General features: G+C 60.3%; 13 protein-coding genes and 1 pseudogene. 3 read left to right on the top strand and 11 right to left on the bottom strand.

Annotated elements, in window-relative coordinates; translation table 11 throughout:
• Together EOA85_RS07045 and EOA85_RS07040 are read right to left on the bottom strand one after the other, a co-directional pair.
• The coding region (locus EOA85_RS07045) for an OmpA family protein (RefSeq protein WP_127208861.1) at nucleotides 1-2,189 on the bottom strand (2,189 nt) is incomplete at its 3' end.
• A gap of 7 nt (nucleotides 2,190-2,196) precedes the next feature.
• Entirely contained in the window at nucleotides 2,197-2,862 is a 666-nt protein-coding gene (locus tag EOA85_RS07040) for a hypothetical protein (protein ID WP_095520020.1), read from the bottom strand.
• 873 nt (nucleotides 2,863-3,735) lie between these two features.
• Between EOA85_RS07040 and EOA85_RS07030 the strand changes: the two genes are divergently transcribed.
• Nucleotides 3,736-6,708 (top strand): trifunctional glycosyltransferase/class I SAM-dependent methyltransferase/polysaccharide deacetylase, encoded by a 2,973-nt coding sequence (locus EOA85_RS07030; protein ID WP_127208860.1) that lies wholly within the window; start codon nucleotides 3,736-3,738, stop codon nucleotides 6,706-6,708.
• Between the two features lie 47 nt (nucleotides 6,709-6,755).
• Here EOA85_RS07030 and EOA85_RS07025 read toward each other — a convergent pair whose 3' ends face one another.
• Entirely contained in the window at nucleotides 6,756-7,436 is a 681-nt protein-coding gene (locus EOA85_RS07025) for a peroxiredoxin-like family protein (protein WP_095520018.1), read from the bottom strand.
• Nucleotides 7,437-7,454: 18 nt separating this feature from the next.
• Nucleotides 7,455-10,754 carry an adenylate/guanylate cyclase domain-containing protein gene (locus tag EOA85_RS07020; protein ID WP_127208859.1) on the bottom strand — a complete coding sequence of 1,100 codons (3,300 nt, stop codon included), beginning with the start codon at nucleotides 10,752-10,754 and terminating at the stop codon, nucleotides 7,455-7,457.
• Nucleotides 10,755-10,995: 241 nt separating this feature from the next.
• Here EOA85_RS07020 and EOA85_RS07015 point away from each other — a divergent pair.
• Nucleotides 10,996-11,241, top strand: a pseudogene (locus EOA85_RS07015) (adenylate/guanylate cyclase domain-containing protein); the annotation flags it as partial.
• Nucleotides 11,242-11,477: 236 nt separating this feature from the next.
• Here the strand turns inward: EOA85_RS07015 and EOA85_RS07010 are convergent.
• The 4 genes from EOA85_RS07010 to EOA85_RS38710 form a co-directional block, all read right to left on the bottom strand.
• Entirely contained in the window at nucleotides 11,478-12,863 is a 1,386-nt protein-coding gene (locus tag EOA85_RS07010) for a hypothetical protein (protein ID WP_127208858.1), read from the bottom strand.
• 209 nt (nucleotides 12,864-13,072) lie between these two features.
• Nucleotides 13,073-13,597 carry a GNAT family N-acetyltransferase gene (locus EOA85_RS07005; protein ID WP_127208857.1) on the bottom strand — a complete coding sequence of 175 codons (525 nt, stop codon included), beginning with the start codon at nucleotides 13,595-13,597 and terminating at the stop codon, nucleotides 13,073-13,075.
• Nucleotides 13,598-13,840: 243 nt separating this feature from the next.
• Complete coding sequence (locus EOA85_RS38715) at nucleotides 13,841-14,044, bottom strand: hypothetical protein (RefSeq protein WP_245485633.1); 204 nt, start codon at nucleotides 14,042-14,044, stop codon at nucleotides 13,841-13,843.
• A gap of 245 nt (nucleotides 14,045-14,289) precedes the next feature.
• The gene (locus EOA85_RS38710; RefSeq protein WP_245485632.1) at nucleotides 14,290-14,508 is read right to left on the bottom strand and encodes a hypothetical protein; all 219 of its coding nucleotides are present in this window, start codon (nucleotides 14,506-14,508) and stop codon (nucleotides 14,290-14,292) included.
• Between the two features lie 176 nt (nucleotides 14,509-14,684).
• Here EOA85_RS38710 and EOA85_RS06995 point away from each other — a divergent pair, with 176 nt between their 5' ends.
• Nucleotides 14,685-16,100 (top strand): adenylate/guanylate cyclase domain-containing protein, encoded by a 1,416-nt coding sequence (locus EOA85_RS06995; protein ID WP_127208856.1) that lies wholly within the window; start codon nucleotides 14,685-14,687, stop codon nucleotides 16,098-16,100.
• A gap of 37 nt (nucleotides 16,101-16,137) precedes the next feature.
• Here the strand turns inward: EOA85_RS06995 and EOA85_RS06990 are convergent, their stop codons facing one another.
• From EOA85_RS06990 to EOA85_RS06980, 3 genes are all read right to left on the bottom strand, one after another.
• On the bottom strand, nucleotides 16,138-16,617 hold the full coding sequence (locus EOA85_RS06990; protein WP_127208855.1) for a class I SAM-dependent methyltransferase: 480 nt from the start codon (nucleotides 16,615-16,617) through the stop codon (nucleotides 16,138-16,140).
• Nucleotides 16,618-16,817: 200 nt separating this feature from the next.
• A complete protein-coding gene (locus EOA85_RS06985; protein ID WP_127208854.1) occupies nucleotides 16,818-17,999 on the bottom strand; it encodes an ABC transporter permease in 1,182 nt (393 codons plus the stop codon).
• On the bottom strand, nucleotides 17,996-18,684 hold a 689-nt coding region (locus EOA85_RS06980; protein ID WP_164759529.1), incomplete at its 5' end, for an ABC transporter permease. The genes EOA85_RS06980 and EOA85_RS06985, both read right to left, overlap by 4 nt.

The raw sequence follows: 18,684 nt of genomic DNA, 5'->3' as shown, positions 1-18,684 counted from the left end.
ATCCAGGTGTCGGGAGCCTCACCCTCGGCAACGATGCGATCCTCGACGATCGAAAGCCGAACCGATTTCGGTGGGGTCAGCGACGCGGTTAGCCGCTTCAGCACGAACTTCGGATCAAGGCTCTGATAGAATTGCCACTGCGAATGAACGCGGGCAGGATCAATCTGCGTTCCGGACAGCAAAGCCTGCGGGTCAGCGGCAAGCGGGTCTCTCAGGCCGGCAATATAGAATTGGCCATCGTGCACCTTTTGTTCGGCAACGATGATGCCCGGCTGGGTCTCCAGTCGCGACACATAGGCCTGCCAGCGCTCCGCCGCGCGTGCTTCGGGGCTCACATCACGAACCCTGGAGATGTCGAATACCGGTCCGCCTGCCGAAAGCTGTCGGGCCGCCGCGCGTGCGCGATCTATCCAGGTGTCGGGAGCCTCACCCTCGGCAACGATGCGATCATTGACGATCGAAAATCGTACTGAATCCGGCGGAGCCAGCGACGCCGTAAGCCGCTTCAACACGAACTCCGGCTCAAGGCTCTGATAGAATTGCCACTGTGAATGAACGCGGGCGGGATCGACCTTCGTTCCGGACAGCAGCGACTGCGGGTCGGCGGCAAGCGGGTCTCTCAGGCCGGCAATATAGAATTGGCCATCGTGCACCTTTTGTTCGGCAACGATGATGCCCGGCTGGACCTCAAGTCGCGACACATAGGCCTGCCAGTGCTCCGCCGCGCGTGCTTCGGGGCTCACATCACGAACCTTGGAGATGTCGAATACCGGTCCGCCTGCCGAAAGCTGTCGGGCCGCTGCGCGTGCCCGATCTATCCAGGTGTCGGGAGCCTCACCCTCGGCAACGATGCGATCATTGACGATCGAAAGTCGTACTGAATCCGGCGGAGCCAGCGACGCCGTAAGCCGCTTCAACACGAACTCCGGCTCAAGGCTCTGATAGAATTGCCACTGCGAATGAACGCGGGCGGGATCGACCTGCGTTCCGGACAGCAAAGCCTGCGGGTCGGCGGCAAGCGGATCTCTCAGGCCGGCAATATAGAATTGGCCATCGCGCACCTTTTGTTCGGCAACGATGATGCCCGGCTGGGTACTCAGCCGCGACACATAGGCCTGCCAGCGTTGCCCGGATTGCCAGGAAAGAAGGAACCAACCGCCTGCCGGAATCAAAACCAGCAGGACTGCAGCCACCACCAGCCAAGGAAATCCCTGGTTAGAGTCGTCCTGCTTCAGTTCAACGCAGGTCTGCAACAGCGTCTCTACGCCGACCAACTGCGAACTGTCGCCATCAAACTGCTCTAAAGCCTGTGAGCATTCATCATGGATGCGAAGCAACACATCGCGAAATATTTCATGTAATTCCTCTGGCGGATTTCCCCGGATCACCGCAACCAAGGTCGCAAACGGTCCAACTTCTGACCAGAGACGAAGCTCCCCAAAACGGATAGTGTCCAGGCCGCTCTGTTCTTTCTCGTTAAATGAGTCTTTCACAAAATCTTGAATTGCACTAAGCATCGAAGAAATGAGTTGCGGATCTTCGCTCGTTGCATTATCGGCAGTTACATGCGCTATCAAAAGCCCGGAATTGCGGTTAATCAGAAAGACATGCTCTACGCGATAGACAAGAGAATGCTTAAGGACAACTTCTGAGAAGCTTGCACCCGTTCTCCAAGCTTCAAATCTCCACTTGAGCCCATGCCAGGTAAAAATATGTCTTAAAGTTTCATTCAGCGACTGAAAGGTCTGATCGATCTTTTCCCCGATCGACTTGCGAATTGCCGGCAGAAACACCGGGTATAGTATATCCGTAAGCGTACGCGGGCTCTTCTGGATGGACCGTTGCACGGCCCTCTCGACAGCTGGCGCAAGTGCCTCGCCGAGTTGCGCATGAGGCGCACGTGCGGCTGCACTGGGGAGAACACCCCCCACTGCAGACGCAAGCTGCTCAGGTTCATCGAGCAGGTGCGTAACTCGTGAAAGCTCCGAAATTTCGCGGCCGACCAGCAACTGGCGCAGCGTTTCCATGCGAGGATCGGCGGTGGGAACTCCGTCGAGACGCGCACGATAGTCCGGATCAACGTTCCGGGCAATTTCGACCAAAAGATTAGCCAGAGCCTCGCGATCAATCTCTGTATCGTTCGAAGCTGCTCTTTGAGGAAGGCTGATTGGGTCGACGGTCGACGTCAAGTTCCGATCAACTCACTTTCCAGCTACGTTCCGAGTTGCTCTTGCTGCCGACGGGATCCTGATTTAGACATTTTGCAACCTCGACAAACAGGCCAGCCAAAAGATTTCGGTCGGTCTTGACGTTGCTGAGATCGGAAAACATTTTCTCCATTAGCATCTGCATGCTTTCATTCTTTTGCTTGATTTCCTCACGCAGCAATTGATCGCTTCGATTTATCCGGTCCGCGACTTCGCGCTCAAGCTCGCTCAATTGATCCGACAACGCGCGCACCTGCTTTTCAAGTGCCTGATTTTGCTCGCGAAGATTCCGGTCAATCTCCTTGTCGGCCTCGGCTCGTGCATCTTTTTCGTTCCGCAATTGCGCCGCGAGCGATTCGACCTGCTTCTTTGCATTTGACTCGTACATTTCAAGATTGCGCTTGGCCTCGGATTCGACATCCTTGAAGCGCTGCAAGAACCGTTCTTCAAGCTTGGAAAAACGGCGGTCGTAGTCCTGCATCTGGTTGCCGAACAGCAGATCACGTATCTTGTCGACACCTACAGCGTCGCCGGAGACCCCGCTCTCGCGAGCCTGGACCCCCATGAAGGCCAGCCCGTTTCCGTCTGCATTACTTATCAGATTTTCGTCCGCTTTATTTGCTGAAGAAGCGGTATTCGAAGATTCCTTAGCCATCCTTATGCCCCTTCATTTGAACACCTGCTACAGTGCAAAACTCAAAAACACCCAAGCATGTCAGCAAAATACCCGGCTCGCAAGCCGGAATCTTCTTGACGTAAGCCAATTCGTGCGTCCCTTTTACATCTCTTCGACTAGCAGCAATGCACGAGTTCCGATTGGTGTCGCTCTCGCATCTCTTTGTGATAGCAGCCATGACCGGCTAATCTAATCGACCATTGGACGCAATCTACTATCGAAATGAGTAATACAATGTTCCGGCTATAGCTACTGGAGTGCAATTAAGTAGCGCAGACTCATTAGAAGTATCTAAATTAGCTGGTCTGGCGGCGCACATACTGTCTCGCACCCGGCTGTATACTGCGACGATCCGCTTCCGATGCGGGCCCAACGGTAGACGGGAGGTCTTCTTTCGCACGGAGAATGGCTGTTCGAGAATGCACCTCGGAATCGAGGCGTTTCGGTCGACAGGAGGGGAGCAATTGTCCCAATAACGGCAGTCATTCACACCAAAGCTTCAGTGGGCTTGCATTTACGGCGCCCCCGATTGCAAAAGACGTCAGTCTGCCGTAGCTGTTGCACTCATACGGTGCCAGGGACCGCAGCTTGTGGTCATGGTGCCGACTCCGGGGATCGACATGAGTATGCGGCATGCTTGGCTTTGACGTGCATCTGCGACAGCTGGCGCCCAAGCTCGGCGGCACGGATGCGAATGCTGCGCCAGGCTTCCAGCATCGGTAGCACGACAGGAAGAGTTCGCAGGAGACTGTTTGGACGCAGCGTCCCTGAGGACCGTTCCCTTTGGCAGGAATCGCCGGCTATGTTTCGGGACTCTTGTTCTACCTTCGAACCAGGCACGGGTAAGACGGCGTGGTGCATAATCCCTTGGTTTCAATCGTGGTTCCTGCGCACAACGCTGAGGTAACGCTGGCGCGCGCACTCGATTGCCTTCTCGATCAGGAAATAATGGACTGGGAGGCGATCGTCGTCGACGACGCCTCCACGGACGCCACCGCCGCGATTGTCGCCGGTTATGTGGAGCGCGATGCCCGGTTTCGGACGTTGAGCTCTTGCGCGCATAGCGCCGCCGGCGCGCGCAATAGCGGGATCTCGACAGCGCGCGGCCGCTGGCTCATGTTCCTGGATGCGGACGATTGGGTGGACGCCAGCTTCCTTGCGAAAATGCTGGCCGCACTTGAAGCCGCGCCCGATGCGGTCGCCGCCTATTGCGGTTCCCGGCGCGTGATGCCCGATGGCGAACTCACCCCGTCGAGCATCACAACGGAGGTTGCGATCCAGCCCTTCGAGACATTCGCCCGCCGGTGTGCCATTTGCAGTCACGCGCTGCTGGTCGACCGGAAGACAATTGTCGGGTTGGGCGGTTTCGATGTGTCGCTGCGCACCTGCGAGGACTGGGATCTGTGGCAGCGCCTCGCACGTCTAGGCAAACGTTGGGTGATGGTCGACGAGCCGCTCGCTTTGTATCGGACCAGCCCCAACTCGCTCACCCGCAATTCGACGCAGATGCTGGCCGATGCGGAAATCGTGATCGCCCGCGGCTTTTCTGCTGACCCCCGGGTCGACCACCCAGCGTCGGCTCACGCCAATGGAGCGATCGAGGCGGACGGCCGCACCGCTTCCGAAGCACTCGCGTGGTTCGCGTTATGGAACGCCGCGTCGGATTGCGGCAGCGGCCGCCGCTCGATCAGCCCTCAGCCCCTGCGCGCGCTCCCGGCCGGACGTAAGTGGGCGCGTGACATCGCCAAGGTGGCCTTCGATGGCCTTATGGTAGGAAGCCTATCGGTGCCAGCGCAATTGGCCGCCAGCTGGGACAGGTTCGGCGGCTCCCTCACGGAGTTGATCACCGAACTCGGCAAGGTCTGGGACGATCCCGTCGCTGGTCGCCGCGTCCAGTATCAGCTTGAGGAAATGCTTCTCGACTTCGACGATCTTGCCGCGCCGCGCAGACTGGCGCGGACGCTTGGAATTCGCGTCGATATTCGAAATCCGACCTCGATCGAATTGCCGGAAGGAATCGATCAAATTTATGCCTATCTGATGATGGATGGCCAGATCGAGGCTGTCGTGCAGTTCGGCGTACTCGGGAAAGTGACAAGGCGCCATTGGATTGAATTGATCCGGAATTTCGTGCCCCCTGAGCGGCTTATACACAGTGCCGCGCGAGTTGCGAGGCGATCTCCTGTACATGCCCCGCAGCAGGGCGCCGGTGCCGACAAGTCAAACATGTTTGCAGCCGAGGCATTGTTGTCCATCGCGGGACGCCGGTCCGATCGGGACAGCCACTTCGGCAAACTCGCGCGGTTGGCCGCGGAAGCGCGGGGGCTGGTTCGGTCGAGCGCCGAAGCTACAGAGCCGCTTGCATCGCCACGCCGTGCATCGGCCGCGGATGGGCACGACAATGATCGCACGTCGTTCTGGAATCGCCGTTTCGCGATCGAGGATCCCTGGAACTACGGTTCGTCTTATGAGCAGGAAAAATATGAGCGGCAGCTCGAAATTCTGCCTGCCGGTCCGATCGGACGGGCGCTTGAGCTCGCCTGCGCGGAGGGGCACTTCACGCGGAAGCTGGCGCCGCGAGTGGGCCATTTGACCGCAACTGACATTTCCGCCGTAGCGATCGGGCGAGCGCGCGCGCGATGCAGCGATCAGCCGAATGTTGAGTTCGGCGTACTGGATTTTTGCGCGGACACGCTGCCGGGTGAGATGGACCTGATCGTCTGTTCGGAAGTGCTCTACTATCTGGATGATCTCGCCGAGTTGCGGCGCATCGCCAAAAAAATCGTTGAGGCATTGGCGCCTGGCGGCAGTTTCATCAACGCACACGCATTCGTGTTACGTGACAATGTTGAAAGGACCGGCTTCGACTGGAACACATTCGGTGCACAAGCGATCTCAGAGACGCTGGCAGGGACCGAAGGCCTCGTCCTCGATCAATCGATCCAGACCGAGCTCTATCGCATAGACCGCTTCCGCCGCCTGTCACCGGGCGACGTGGCGACGGAACCGATGGTTGATCAAGTGCCAATCCGCGCGCGCCTTGAAATCGGGGTCGCGCGAAATATCGTCTGGGGCGGGGCGCGGGCCTTGCGCCGCGACGTTGCGCGTAGCGAGCGGCGGCAGCGTATCCCTGTCCTCATGTATCATAGCGTCTCCGATGAAGGTCCGGCCGCGCTCGCCCGTTTTCGGCTCACGCCCGCCGCATTCCACAGCCAGATGTCATGGCTGCGCGCCAATGGCTTTCACGCGATTAGGTCCGAGCAGCTGGAATGGTTCATCGCCAACCGTCAACCTTTCGTTGGCCGCCCAGTGCTCATCACCTTCGATGACGGCTTCCAGAACTTTGCCGACCATGCCTGGCCGATCTTGCGCGCGAACGACCTGACCGCGGAAGTGTTCCTGGTGACGGACCTGGTGGGTGAAAGTGCACTGTGGGACGCCGACAGCGGTCCGCCAACGCAGCTTATGGACGCCGGGACGGTGCGACGCCTCGCTGCCGAAGGTGCATTCTTCGGAAGCCATCTGGCGACGCATCGCGCGATAGATGGTCTGTCGAGCTCTGACTTGGCCAGCGAGCTGCTTCGCTCTCGTATGTTCATCGAACGGTGGACCGGTCGGCTAACCACGGCGTTCGCGGCACCCTTTTCTGTCACCGACCGACGGCTTGGCAGGCTGGCCAGGGAGTGCGGCTATCGGATCGGCTTCGGCGGCAGACACGGCCCGGCGGACCTCGATTGCGATCCCATCGACCTTCCGCGCATCGAGATTCGCGGGGATCGCTCGCTCGATGACTTTGTTGCCAGGGTCGAGGCCGTGCTGGGATGAAACGGTGAACTTGTCAGTGTCCCGCCCGTTTTCCCCGTTCGCAAGCCCTATTGGGCGACTTGGGACACCGCTGACATCAGCTCCTGCGGGTTTGGCGCCCCAAACATGTATCGCCCACCCTCTGGAACCTCCGTGAAGCTCCAGCGGACGATCCCCTGCCGGTCCAGCAGGAACTGACCGACCAGTTGTCCGTGTCCCGTTGCCATCATCTGCTCGTCGGCTTCGGTCAGTTCGTAATGGTCCCTCTTGTCGAGGATCTCGCCGGCCGCAATAGGATCCATCGGACCGGGCAACTCGCTTGGTATGTCGACCCGCATATCCTTTACCGCTGCCATCGAGACTTTGTACGGCCAGTTGGTCTCGTTTTCGGTGAATTCGAGATTGGGCAGTCCAAAAGCACGATGTGAAGCGCGTTCAGGGTCGGAGGCCGCAAGCAGATTCGGCATCGGGTGGTAACGGAAATAGAGACGCGCCCGTTCGATCGGCGTGTTGACCACCGTCAGGCTCTCCACGCCCTTTTCGCGCAGCTCCGGATCAAGCCGCGCCTGGGCGGCGATATGGCGCCGGCAAAACGCACAATGCAGACCTCGAAACAGGCCGACCAGCACCGGTCTTTGTCCTCGAAAGTCGTCAAGCGCGATTTTGCCTTCCTTGGTAATGGCGTCGAGTACCACGTTCGGCGCACGGTCGCCCGGTTGAAGCGGTACCAAGTCGCTACGCGCGGACATTTCCAACCTCCAACCCGGCTAATCGAGAAAAGGCAGCACCACAAGCGCTTCCGGGTCGAGCCCGTGCTGGGCGCATATACCCTGCGCCAGGGAAAAGTAGCGTTCGGCCTCGGCCAGATTGTCGAGGTCGAGATTAAGCGTTGCCAGACCATCATAGCACGGAAACAGCAGTTGGGGCTCGCCCGTTTCGCGGGCTACGTCCAGTGCTTCGTGGAACAAGCCGACCGCCAGTTCCGGACGGCCGTGGCACTGGTGGATCTGCGCAAGCACGATCAACGGCACCGGCAGGTGCTCGCGCTGGTCGAGCGCCCGGTCGATCTCGATGGCCTTCTCGGCAGCAGGCACGCCCTCCGTTGGACAGCGATCCGTGAAAGTACAACAAGCGACCGCCAGATTGGCGAGGAGGCGCGCTTGGAAACCCAAGTCACCAATATGGCGCGCCACTTCAAGACCGCGCCGACAGACCTCCATTGCCTGTGCCGGATCGATGGTCGTGTAAAGCACGCCGAGATTGGTGTAGCCGCGGCAGGCCGCGGCCAGTAGACCGGCGGCTTCGGCTAATTCTATGCTATGCTCAACCTGACGCACGGCTTCACGGTTTCGCCCGAGGCGAGCCAACGCAACAGCCTTGGTATTAAGTGCCTCGGCGGTCACAAGAGTGGCATCACACCCTACCTCGGAGACATGCTCCGTTGTCAGAGAGCGTACGCAATCCAGCGCCGCGTCTGCCCATTTTGCCGCGAGAGCGTGATCTCCGCTACGGAACGCCTGTCGGCCACGTTCTTGCCAGAGATGCGCCTGCTCGATCGGGGCATCCGCTCCATCGAGAAGCGCTGCCGCTTCAGCATAGCGGGATTCTGCGTTGTCCCGCTTGCCGACGTCCCAGAGCAGCCGACCGATCTTACGCAAAACTCGCGCCGATGCCACACGATTGGCTGACTCGCGGTATGCCTGCAACACCGTCTCGTAGTGGTGGTGCGCGATCTCGCGGCGGCCTATCGGGCCGCTCAAATCGGCAATGCGCTCTGCAATTGCCAGTTTGAGCGGTGTTTGCCCGATCGCGCCCAACGCAGTCAGGGCTCGCTCGTAGAAACGAAGGGCGTCGTCGTTGGCGTATATCATGCGAGCGCGATCGCCCGCCGCCTGCAGATAATGCGCGCCCCTCTCCCGCTCGGCGCTCTGTGCGAAATGATGACCGAGCACGGTCAAATCCTCGAGCCGTTCCGGCTTGTCGCCGCACACTTGCTCCAAGGCAGCACCGACCCGCCCGTGGATCTCGGTCCGGCGTTTTAGGAGCATATTCTGGTAGATCACGTCCTGCAGCAATGTTTGCGTAAAGCGGTAGCTTTGCGACGAGACCGAGCCTGATCCGGCAACTTCCTCGATGATTTCCGCATCGCAAAGCAGTTCGCAGCCGGCTTCTAGCCGGCCGGGGTCGGCTGTCACGGCTTTCAGAAGTGTGGCATCGAAGCGCGGGCCGATTACCGCGGCTTCCTGGGCCAGCCGGCGCACCTCTTGGGGCAGCCGGTCGACGCGAGCAAGCAACATTGCCTGGATAGTGGCGGGGATGCCGGTTGCGAATTCGCCTGCCACAGTCCGCCATCGCTGGCCCTCGCGCATCAGTACACCGCGATCGACAAGGCCGCGGACGATCTCCTCTACAAAAAGGGGGTTGCCGCCCGCGCGCTCAAGGATCTGGTCGAGAAGCCCTCCTGCGGAGTTTACCCAGCTCTCGCCGAAAAGCGCCGCCAGCAGGCTGCGTCCGTCATCATTGTTGAGCGGCGAAAGCCTGAGCGCTGTGTGACTGACCCGACTTGAGTCGAGCTGGCCGTTGTCCCGCGCCGGACGATGCGTGACCAGCAACATCAACCGCGTGCGTTCCAACCTGTCCATCACGAAACGTAGTGCCTCGAGCGACACGGCGTCGGCCCAGTGCAGGTCTTCGACGACAATCAACAGCGGCGACAGCGCAAGCCGCCGTTCGATGATTGTGCGGACTGCGTAGAGAATTTGCCGCCGCAGCTGCTCGGGCTCGACATGCTGCAAGGTGGCATCGGGGTCGCCAAGGCCGAGCACATGGTAGAGCAAAGGCATCAGTCGCTTCGCCTCCTCGCTCTGCAGGCCGAGATCGGTAAGCAAGCCTGCGAGCTTCCCCCGCACTTCGTCCCCACTGTCGTTTTGCATCATCCCGGCAGCGCTGCGCACCACTGCGCCCAAGGCGCCAAATGATTGTTCGCCCAGCGGTGAGCACGTGGCCAGCCGCACGGCGACGTTGCGAAAACGATCCTCGTCGCTGACGCGGGCGACGAACTCCTTCACCAGCCGCGATTTCCCGATACCGGCTTCTCCGACGAGGCGGACAAGTTGGGCCGAGCCGCTGCACGCCTGGTCAAGGCTCGCCATCATTCTATTGAGCTCCGCACCACGACCTATTATCGGCGCACTGAGGCCGAGCGCCTCAAGCCCACGCGCTGCACGCGGGGTCGCGAGCGGTGCATCCAGTCGATGGACGAGCACACTGCCAGCCTTGCCGCGAAACACGACATCACCGAGCGATTCGTAGGAGAAGGCATGCCGGGTCAGCCTGTGAGTGAGCTCGCCTACCAGCACCTCACCCGGTGCGGCCAGCGATTGCAGGCGTTGCGCCGTATTCACTGTGTCGCCGGTCACCGAATAGGATTTGGCGGTGCCGATGCCCAATCCGCCAGTAACGACCGGACCAGTGTTTATGCCGAAGTGGAGTAACAGAGGCGAGCCGGAGTGGGGGGTGCTTTCGCCGAGCCGCGCCGTCCGGGCGATCATGTCGAGAGCGGCGCGAAGCGCACGTTCCGGATCGTCCTCATGCGCGACCGGCGCACCGAACAAAGCGAGCAGTGCATCGCCGATGAATTTGTCGACGAAACCACCAAAGTTTCGCACGGCCGCCGTCAATTCCTTGAACAGTTGGTTCTGCAGCGCTTGCATGACCTCGGGGTCGAGCTGCTCGCTGAGCGTCGTGAAGCCGCAAAGGTCTGCGAACAGGACGGTTACCGTCCGTCGATCGGCCTCGGAGACGGGATGCAGCCCATCTTCGCTTTCGATGTTCGGAAGCAGCGACGGAGTTCGAGAAGGCGGCACAATGGTCCGGTTTGGCGTCGGAGCAGGCCGTTCAACGGCTTTTGCGGGCGCACCGACGCTTGCCCCACATTTCGGACAGAACTCGAAATCAGGTGCGCAGGGGTAGCCGCAACTGACGCATGGCACGGGCTGGCGCCTGCCACACCTCGGACAGAAGGCGTAACCGCCCTCAACCTCGAAACCGCAGCCCGAGCAGTCCATCGAACAAGACCTCACTAGGGGCCGTGACGCCGTGATCTCGCCACGCACTTCACGGCAGGCTATTAACAAGGATGCACCGATAGCCGTCGACCGGCAAGCGGCAGCGCAAATGGGCATCGAGCGATCCGCGTGGGTCCGGTGGCAGAGCGTTGCCGATTCGGGCGGCTGCGTGGCCGTCGTTTGCGAAAGTTCCCTCTTACCCTCCGTCTTCCTGCTATTGTGGAGATGAGGACACGGACCCATGAGCGAGAATCGTAAGCTAGTCGCAATCCTGGCTGCAGATGTGGTCGGATACAGCCGGCTCGCGAGCGCGGACGAAGATCGTACTTTGGCGAGGTTGCGGGCACTGCGCAGCGACCTGATCGATCCGACCATCGCAGTGCACCACGGGCGGGTGATCAAACGCACTGGGGATGGGACGCTGGTAGAGTTCCGCAGTGTGGTAGACGCCGTGCGCTGCGCCGTTGAGGTTCAGAATGGTATGGTATGGGCTCCGCAAGGCCGGTGTCGTGCAATGACAGGTGTGGCCTATGCGGCCGGATCAGACGCCAGAGGCTCACCGATAGATCGCCGTCGCTTGCGGCTGCGCTAGAGCAATTCCAGGGAAAGTGCGTACCGTTTTCGTCTGGAATTGCGTCAAACAAAGAGATAGAGCGGTTCTGCGTTTCCGTGAAACGTGAACCGCTCTAGAAAATCAACCTGAAATAAGGCCTGAAGTGAGGCTCAGGTCGCCTTGATCTCTGCCTGGCCGATCTTGCGCCATCGGGCGTTTTCGCGAACCAGTTTCAGGTCGTCGGTCGTCTCGGCAAATGTCCGCAAACGGTATTGCCGGAGCAGGTTCGGGAAGAGCGCCCCTTCCGGCAGGCCGGCAAGCTGCTCGCGGACCGAGATCTTTTCATCGATGACCCGCATGCCCCAGGCATTTTCCCGAACCTGCAGCTCCGCAGCCAAATCGCGCTCTTCCGGCGCGCTTTCGTCCAGCACAGCCAGCAGGATCGAGTGGAAAAGCGCTACATAGCCAATCTGTCTCAGGCCGCCCACAACCCGCACGCGCGGCAATATGGCAAGGACGAGGAACATCAGGAACAAGTTCGGCAGCAGCACGCCGTCCAGCAGCGCCTGCTTGAGATGCGGCCGCTCGAACGGGATGGAAAGACCATGCGGCCTGTCAGGTTCGATCAGGTGCCCGTTCTCGAGGACGAGCTTTCGCACACGCTCCTCGCGGATGCCCCAGAAATAGGCCGTGGCATTAGGCAGGAATCTGCCAAATGGGCTCGATGCGGCCTCTTGCAAGGCACGTTCGAGACGCTGGCGCCTTGCGGGCTCAATGAGCAGCCTGGAAACAAGGCTGCCGTCGTATTCTAGATGCCGCGCCATGGCAGCCGCGGCGAGCCGATCGTCGATGAAAACCGGCAGAGCCATGCCGGAACGATCCCAATCGGCGACCAGATCCTCGTTGAGGGTTGTCAGCGCATCGGCGGCGGTTCCAAAAACCTTGTCCTGGCTGGCAAGCAGTGTGCCCAGCCAGCGGCTGGCATCCGTTTCGTCGCCCACCGCTTCGAGCGCGCGCTTGTTGAGGGTGACGGGACCGGCCACGCAGGCGCTTTTGCGGCACAGTTTGTGGCGCCCCATGCCAAACAGGTTGATCTTGTCGTCTCCGACATCGAGCCATCCCGGCCCCTCCCGGCCAATTGTCTCCATGGTCATCGTCGTTCCCATGAAGCCGAAGAAGGCCGACAGCCCGTTTTCGACCGCGCCGAGCCAGGCAAGCAGGAGGGCATCGAAGGTGGTCCGGTCCATCAGAAGCAGGCAGTGCAGGCCGGACTGAATCACCGGTCTGTGCTCGAACTCGTCGAGGGCCTTGCCGATCTCTTCAGGCTGCATGATCGCACCAAGGCGCTGATGCAGGACTTCGCGCAGGATCGAGCGGGCAGCGATCGCCGGGCTCGATGCAGGCCTTGCCACCGGCCGCCACAGATGGCGGGCGTAATCGGAAACCGGTGCATTCCAGTTCTGCTCGATGTCACGTGCGACTTCCGGGCAGAGCAGCGACAGCACAGCCAGAATTTCCACCGGAGGCGTAGTGGTTGGGTCAAAGACGGCGGTCATTGGTCCCGTCTAGCCGCTTGCGGTGCAAACGCCAAGGGAGACCAGACTTGCGGCCGGCCCACACATAGCCCACACTAGATTGTCAACTCGATCAAGATGGTGTGAGACGAAATTGACCGTATCCAACGGAGTTCTCCTTGAGCAATCGCTGTCGCCGACTCGGCACGAATTGTTAGATTGGCTAAACAGTTAAGGCCAAACAGCGGCTCTCAGAACCGAAGCCGGGCCATGCTCAGGAGGTCGTGGTACTGCCCATCGGTAAAACCGGCCTTCACATGCCGGCCTTCGACCTCGAAGCCGTGACTTGTGTAGAGACGGACGGCCGGTTCGTTGTCGGCAAAGACGGTCAATTCGACCCGCTTCAGGGCGCGCCAGTTGTCGGCCACGTCAAGCAGCGCGCCAAGTATGGCAGAGCCGATACCCTTGCCGACAAACGCATCGTCAAGGCCGATATTGATCTCGCCGATATGCGAACGGCGCGGTGAACTCTGCACGACCAGCCTGCCATGGCCGACGACCTTGCCGTCCAACTCGGCAACGATCCAAGTGGTTTCCTGGCCGGACTTGGCGATGCGCCGCTCCACCTGCTCCACCATCTCGAAGGGCATCCTCAGCGTGCCCCAGCGGAAGCCCGGCATGTTGAAGATAGCGCAAAGCGCCTCCGCATCGCTTGGCCGGACGGACCGGAGCTGCGGCCGGATTTTCTCGGAGGATGGCGAGGTCGTGCTGGTCATGGCGTTTTCCGGCGATGGCAATCGACCCGGCACGATGCACCGGACGTCACCTGAAAATCCAGCCGTCTCAGCAACCTATGATGCCGATTGCGAGCTAAAATACCGGGAGGCGGCGTAGAGTTTGAAGACGCCGCTGACGCCGATCCAGCCGAAAAGGGTGAGCCAGCTCGCCGTCCAGTCGATTCGGTGCACCGCAGCGTCGGTGATGACGATGCCAAGGATGGCAAGCAGGCCAATCAGGGACTACGCCAAGCCGAGCACCAGCAGTTCCTCGCGCGGCGCGCTTCTCCAGACGAGATATATGCCGCCCGCACCGGCGAGGAAGATTGCGCTGTAGACCTGAGCGTGGAAGGCATCGATCGGCCATGGCCAGATGCTGCCGAATGTCAGGGGAGACAGCAACAGGCGGACGCCATAGAGCCCAAGGATCGCCGATTCCACCGGCATGTAGCCTTGCCATGCAATTCAAGGTCACGCCTTTTGCAGAAGGACGGGCCCTGGCCCGCCACAGGAACAGCCCGGATACCGCGACCGAAGCAAGATAGACCAAAAACCAGAGCCAGGGCGCTTTGCGCCCGAAGTCGAAATAGCCGAGATTGATGAACGAAGCCACCGACACGATGACGGTATGAAGGCCATGACGAGCACGAGCCTGCCGGGCGACCAGCGATTCCAGACCAGCAGCGCCGCCATCACGACCATTTCGGCGGTGTAGAAGCCGCCGAGGAAGCGGGCATTGACGGCGTGACGGCCCAAGGGCAGCGCGGCTTGACCAGCACAGGCGCGAAAAACAGGCCGGCGCCCACGATCAGGACGATGATGACCACCCAGAGAAAAGGCGCAGGGCCGCGGGAAATGGCGGGTTGTTGGATGTCGGCATGGGAGAAAGCCCCAACGATGAATGGCGCCATGGACCATCATAGTGCCGCTTGCGGCCGGTGAAAATCCGCCGAATGGAAATTGAACTGTCACCAGGCTTGGCCATTCGAATGGCCGTACGGTCCGTTTCGAAGTAAGATGGAGCACTCGGACCAAAGACCTGGTCCGGCCAAGACGCCTCGAGGGCGCATTTTCCGGAGCCTGCACGATGAACGAATCTCAGGATCTGTTCTCGCTTCTTCGGCAATCGACCGATGTCGATCCACAGGCAATCGACGCGATCAAGCGAACCATCGCGGATGGCAAGGACCGCGAACTTTGCCGCATCAATGCGCCAGCCTTCGCCAGCAAGCATGGCCTCGACGAGGAACGCGCCATAAGCGCCTTTCTCCATGCAGCGCGGGTGGGCATCTTCGACATTTCCTGGAATGTTCTGTGCCCCGGCTGTGGCGGCGTGCTCGACACCAACGCCACGCTGAAAACCCTGCAGAAGGACGAATACACCTGCGCGCTGTGCTCCGAGGGCTATTCGCCGACCCTTGACGAGATGGTCGAGGTGACATTCACGGTCAGTCCCCGCGTGCGCAGGATTGCCGCACACAATCCGCACGAACTGCCGGTTGTGGAATATTTCCGCCAGATCTACTGGGCGTCCGGCGTCGATCTGCCGGAAGAGGATTTCGCGAAAAAGATGGAAGCGTTCTCGCTGGAGGATATCGAGCTTGCCCCCGGTGAAAAGGCGGTTCTGCCCATACAGCTTCCGTCGGAATTCATCATCGTCTTCGAGCCGGTCACCCATTCAGCGCAGTTCATCGACGGGAAGGGCGAACCAACAAAAGAGCGCCGAAGCCTCTCTTTGGTCTTCGACCGCGACCATGTCCAGAACCAGACGCTGGAGATGCAACCCGGCCCGTTGCGCATTTCGCTGGAAAACAGGACCGACACCCGCGTGCTGCCGACGGTCTTCATCGCCGGCCAGGTATTGCATGATTTCCTGGGCAAACGCCGGCCGTTCCTGACGGCCAAGCGCCTGCTCACCAACCAGACGTTCCGCGACCTCTATCGCACGGATACACTCGACATCGACCAGCGCCTGAAGATCACCAGCCTGACCTTCCTGTTCACCGACCTGCGCGGATCGACCGAGCTTTACGAGCGGGTGGGCGACCTTTCAGCCTTCGATCTCGTGCGCGTCCATTTCCAGGTTCTGCACGAGATCGTCGCGGCGGAGGCAGGCGCGGTGGTGAAGACGATCGGTGATGCGGTGATGGCGACCTTCGCGACGCCTGATCGTGCGATTGCTGCGGCCCTCAGGATGCGCGATGCCATGCGTGCGCTCAACGACAAGAGCGGGCGCGAGGATCTGCTGCTCAAGATCGGAGTCCATGCCGGCCCCTGCATCGCGGTGTCTATGAACGAGCGGCAGGACTATTTCGGCCAGACGGTCAACATTGCTTCGCGGGTCCAGAACCTTGCCAACGCACAGGCGATCTTCGCCACTCGTGCGGTGGTCGACGACAATCTCACCGCCGATCTGTTGCACAGGAACGCGCTGACGCCCGTGCCCCACGAGGTCTCGCTGCGCGGCATTGAGCGGGAGATCGCAGTGTATACGATCCCCTGAAGATTTGGCCCCCGAAGATTTGGGTCGTCTCGGCCCCTCACACGCGCCTGCAGACAAAATAACGATCGGCGGGAACCGAAGGCGGTGGCGGGAGGCGTTGCAACAGGGGGTGATCGAGCGGCGTGCCGCTGACCGCTATGCCACCCACGCGAAGCAGGCGCGCGATCAGATCGGGAAGCCAGGTAGAGGTCACTGCATCGCGATCGTCATAGCCGGTGCCGATGTCGGCATGAACAAGAGCCGCGTCGATGCCAATGAACCTGATCGCCGTCTCGCGTATTTCGCCGAGCACGAGGTTTTCAGCTTCGGGAATTGAGCTGGCGTGTGCGCCAAGTTCGCGGTCGAACACCACGATCCGGCGTCCGGGCAGGCGCTCGCGCAGATGATGGAACGTCCGGCCATTGCCGAGGCCGAGCTCGAGCACCAGCCCTTCCATCTTCGCCACCTCGGGGCAAACTTGATCGAGAATGTCGCGCTGTGCGGTCATCCTGCTGATGAAATTCTCGAGACGAGTCATATGCGTTTGTGTGTCCTGAAACCAGCTCAAGAGATCGGCAATGCCCCCGACCAGAACGGTTCACGGGTGAAACCCGAGGGCGACGTGTTAAACCCCTATCGCGTCTCGCAACATATAGAAGCGAACGATGAACACTGCAATAACCGAACAGGCTGCCGACAAGGATCATACCGGGTGGAGTTGGCGGCGGAATAGCGATCTCACTTGTAGGGGTCTGCGGCGTCCCGCAGCCCGTCGCCGAGGAAGTTGAACGCCAAGATGACGAGAATGACGGGGAGCATCGGCAAAAGCAGCCATGGATAGAACGCGATGACGCTGACGCTGCGCGCCTCGGTGAGCAGGATGCCCCAGCTGGTTATCGGCGCCCTCAGGCCGAGCCCGAGGAAGCTCAGCGCCGTCTCGCCCAGGATCATGCCGGGTATGGAGATCGTCGCCGTCGCGATCAGATGCGACATGAAGCCGGGAATGAGATGCCGCCCGATAATGCGGCTGCTTTTGGCGCCCATCAATTGCGCGGCCAGAACGTAATCCTCCTCGCGCAAGGCTAGAAGCTTTGAACGCACGGCCCGCGCCAGTCCGGTCCAGTCGAGCAGCCCGAGAATGACGGTGATGCCGAAATAGATCAGGATCGGACTCCAGGTTACCGGCATGATCGCCGCCAGAGCCAGCCATAGCGGAATGCTGGGGATCGATTGCAGAACTTCGATTATCCGTTGAACGATCAGGTCGAAGATACCGCCGTGATAGCCGGCCAGTCCGCCGATCACAATGCCGAGCAGGAAGCTGAAACTGATGCCGACGAGGCCGATTGTCAGTGAAATGCGTGCGCCATAGATGATGCGCGAGAGCACATCGCGCCCCAGCCTGTCAGTGCCGGCCAGAAAGAGCTGGCCGTTTTCGGCAGGGCAGACAAAATGCCTGTCACCTTCGATCAGGCCCCAGAACCGGTAACTGTCGCCCTTGCAGAAGAAACGGATCCGCTGAACATCATCCTGTTTCTCGATGTAGTTCCGCTTGAGCGTGTCCATATCCAGCGTCATCTGGCGGCCATAGACGAACGGCCCAACGAACTGGCCGTTGTGGAACAGGTGCACCCGCTGCGGCGGCGAGTAGATGTAGTCCATGTTGCGTGTGTGCAGATCGTAGGGCGCCAGGAACTCGCAGATCAGTATCCCGAAATAAAGCGCTGCCAGGAATATGCCGGATATGACGGCAAGCCGGTGCTTTCGGAATTTCCACCACATCAGCCGCAACTGCGACGCCTGAAAGACCTTCGACTGCTCCGGCGTCATCGCCTCGACCGACTGCAGGTCAATGGGCGCGATGGAAACGTAGTGTTGCAGTGGAGCACCTGGAGCGGGCAGCGGCGAAAGCGTGTTCATTTGGTGCTGCCGCCCTGCAAACGAATTCGTGGATCAAGCAGCGCCAGCGCCAGGTCGGAAATCAGGACACCGATGACGGTCAGGAAGGCGAGAAACATCAGGAACGACCCTGCCAGATACATGTCCTGGCTTTGCAGCGCCTTGATCAGCATCGGCCCGGTCGTTTCCAAAGACAGCACGATCGCCGTGATTTCGGCGCCGGAAATGATGGCCGGCAGGATAGAGCCGATGTCGGAAATGAAGAAATTGAGGGCCATGCGCAGCGGATATTTGACCAGCGCCTTGAACGGATGAAGTCCTTTGGCGCGCGCGGTCACGACATATTGCTTGTGTAGCTCGTCGAGAAGATTGGCGCGCAGCCGCCTGATCATGCTTGCCGTGCCCCCGGTGCCGATGATCAAGACCGGAATCCAGAGATGGGCGAGGATCGACTTCGCCTTGGCCCAGCTCATCGGCTCGCCGAGATATTGCTGGTCCATGAGATGGCCGATGGATGTGCCGAACCAGATGTTGGCGAAATACATCAGGATCAGCGCCAGCATGAAGTTCGGAATCGCAATGCCGAGAAGGCCGAAGAAAGTCAGGCCGTAGTCGCCCCAGCTGTATTGATGCGTGGCGGAGTACATGCCGATCGGAAAGGCGATGAGCCAGGTGAAGATGATCGTGACGAAGGAAACCAGCACCT

The sequence above is a fragment of the Mesorhizobium sp. M5C.F.Ca.IN.020.29.1.1 genome (assembly GCF_003997375.1).
Classification (GTDB): Bacteria; Pseudomonadota; Alphaproteobacteria; order Rhizobiales; family Rhizobiaceae; genus Mesorhizobium; species Mesorhizobium wenxiniae.
This window is presented reverse-complemented; position numbering and strand designations above follow the sequence as displayed.

Excerpts from the sequence above, each read along its gene's own strand:
- EOA85_RS07040 (WP_095520020.1), bottom strand. The coding sequence starts at position 2,862 with ATGGCTAAGGAATCTTCGAATACCGCTTCTTCAGCAAATAAAGCGGAC.
- EOA85_RS07025 (WP_095520018.1), bottom strand. The coding sequence starts at position 7,436 with ATGTCCGCGCGTAGCGACTTGGTACCGCTTCAACCGGGCGACCGTGCG.
- EOA85_RS07020 (WP_127208859.1), bottom strand. The coding sequence starts at position 10,754 with ATGGACTGCTCGGGCTGCGGTTTCGAGGTTGAGGGCGGTTACGCCTTC.
- EOA85_RS07010 (WP_127208858.1), bottom strand. The coding sequence starts at position 12,863 with ATGACCGCCGTCTTTGACCCAACCACTACGCCTCCGGTGGAAATTCTG.
- EOA85_RS07005 (WP_127208857.1), bottom strand. The coding sequence starts at position 13,597 with ATGACCAGCACGACCTCGCCATCCTCCGAGAAAATCCGGCCGCAGCTC.
- EOA85_RS38715 (WP_245485633.1), bottom strand. The coding sequence starts at position 14,044 with ATGCCGGTGGAATCGGCGATCCTTGGGCTCTATGGCGTCCGCCTGTTG.
- EOA85_RS38710 (WP_245485632.1), bottom strand. The coding sequence starts at position 14,508 with ATGGCGCCATTCATCGTTGGGGCTTTCTCCCATGCCGACATCCAACAA.
- EOA85_RS06995 (WP_127208856.1), top strand. The coding sequence starts at position 14,685 with ATGAACGAATCTCAGGATCTGTTCTCGCTTCTTCGGCAATCGACCGAT.
- EOA85_RS06990 (WP_127208855.1), bottom strand. The coding sequence starts at position 16,617 with ATGACTCGTCTCGAGAATTTCATCAGCAGGATGACCGCACAGCGCGAC.
- EOA85_RS06985 (WP_127208854.1), bottom strand. The coding sequence starts at position 17,999 with ATGAACACGCTTTCGCCGCTGCCCGCTCCAGGTGCTCCACTGCAACAC.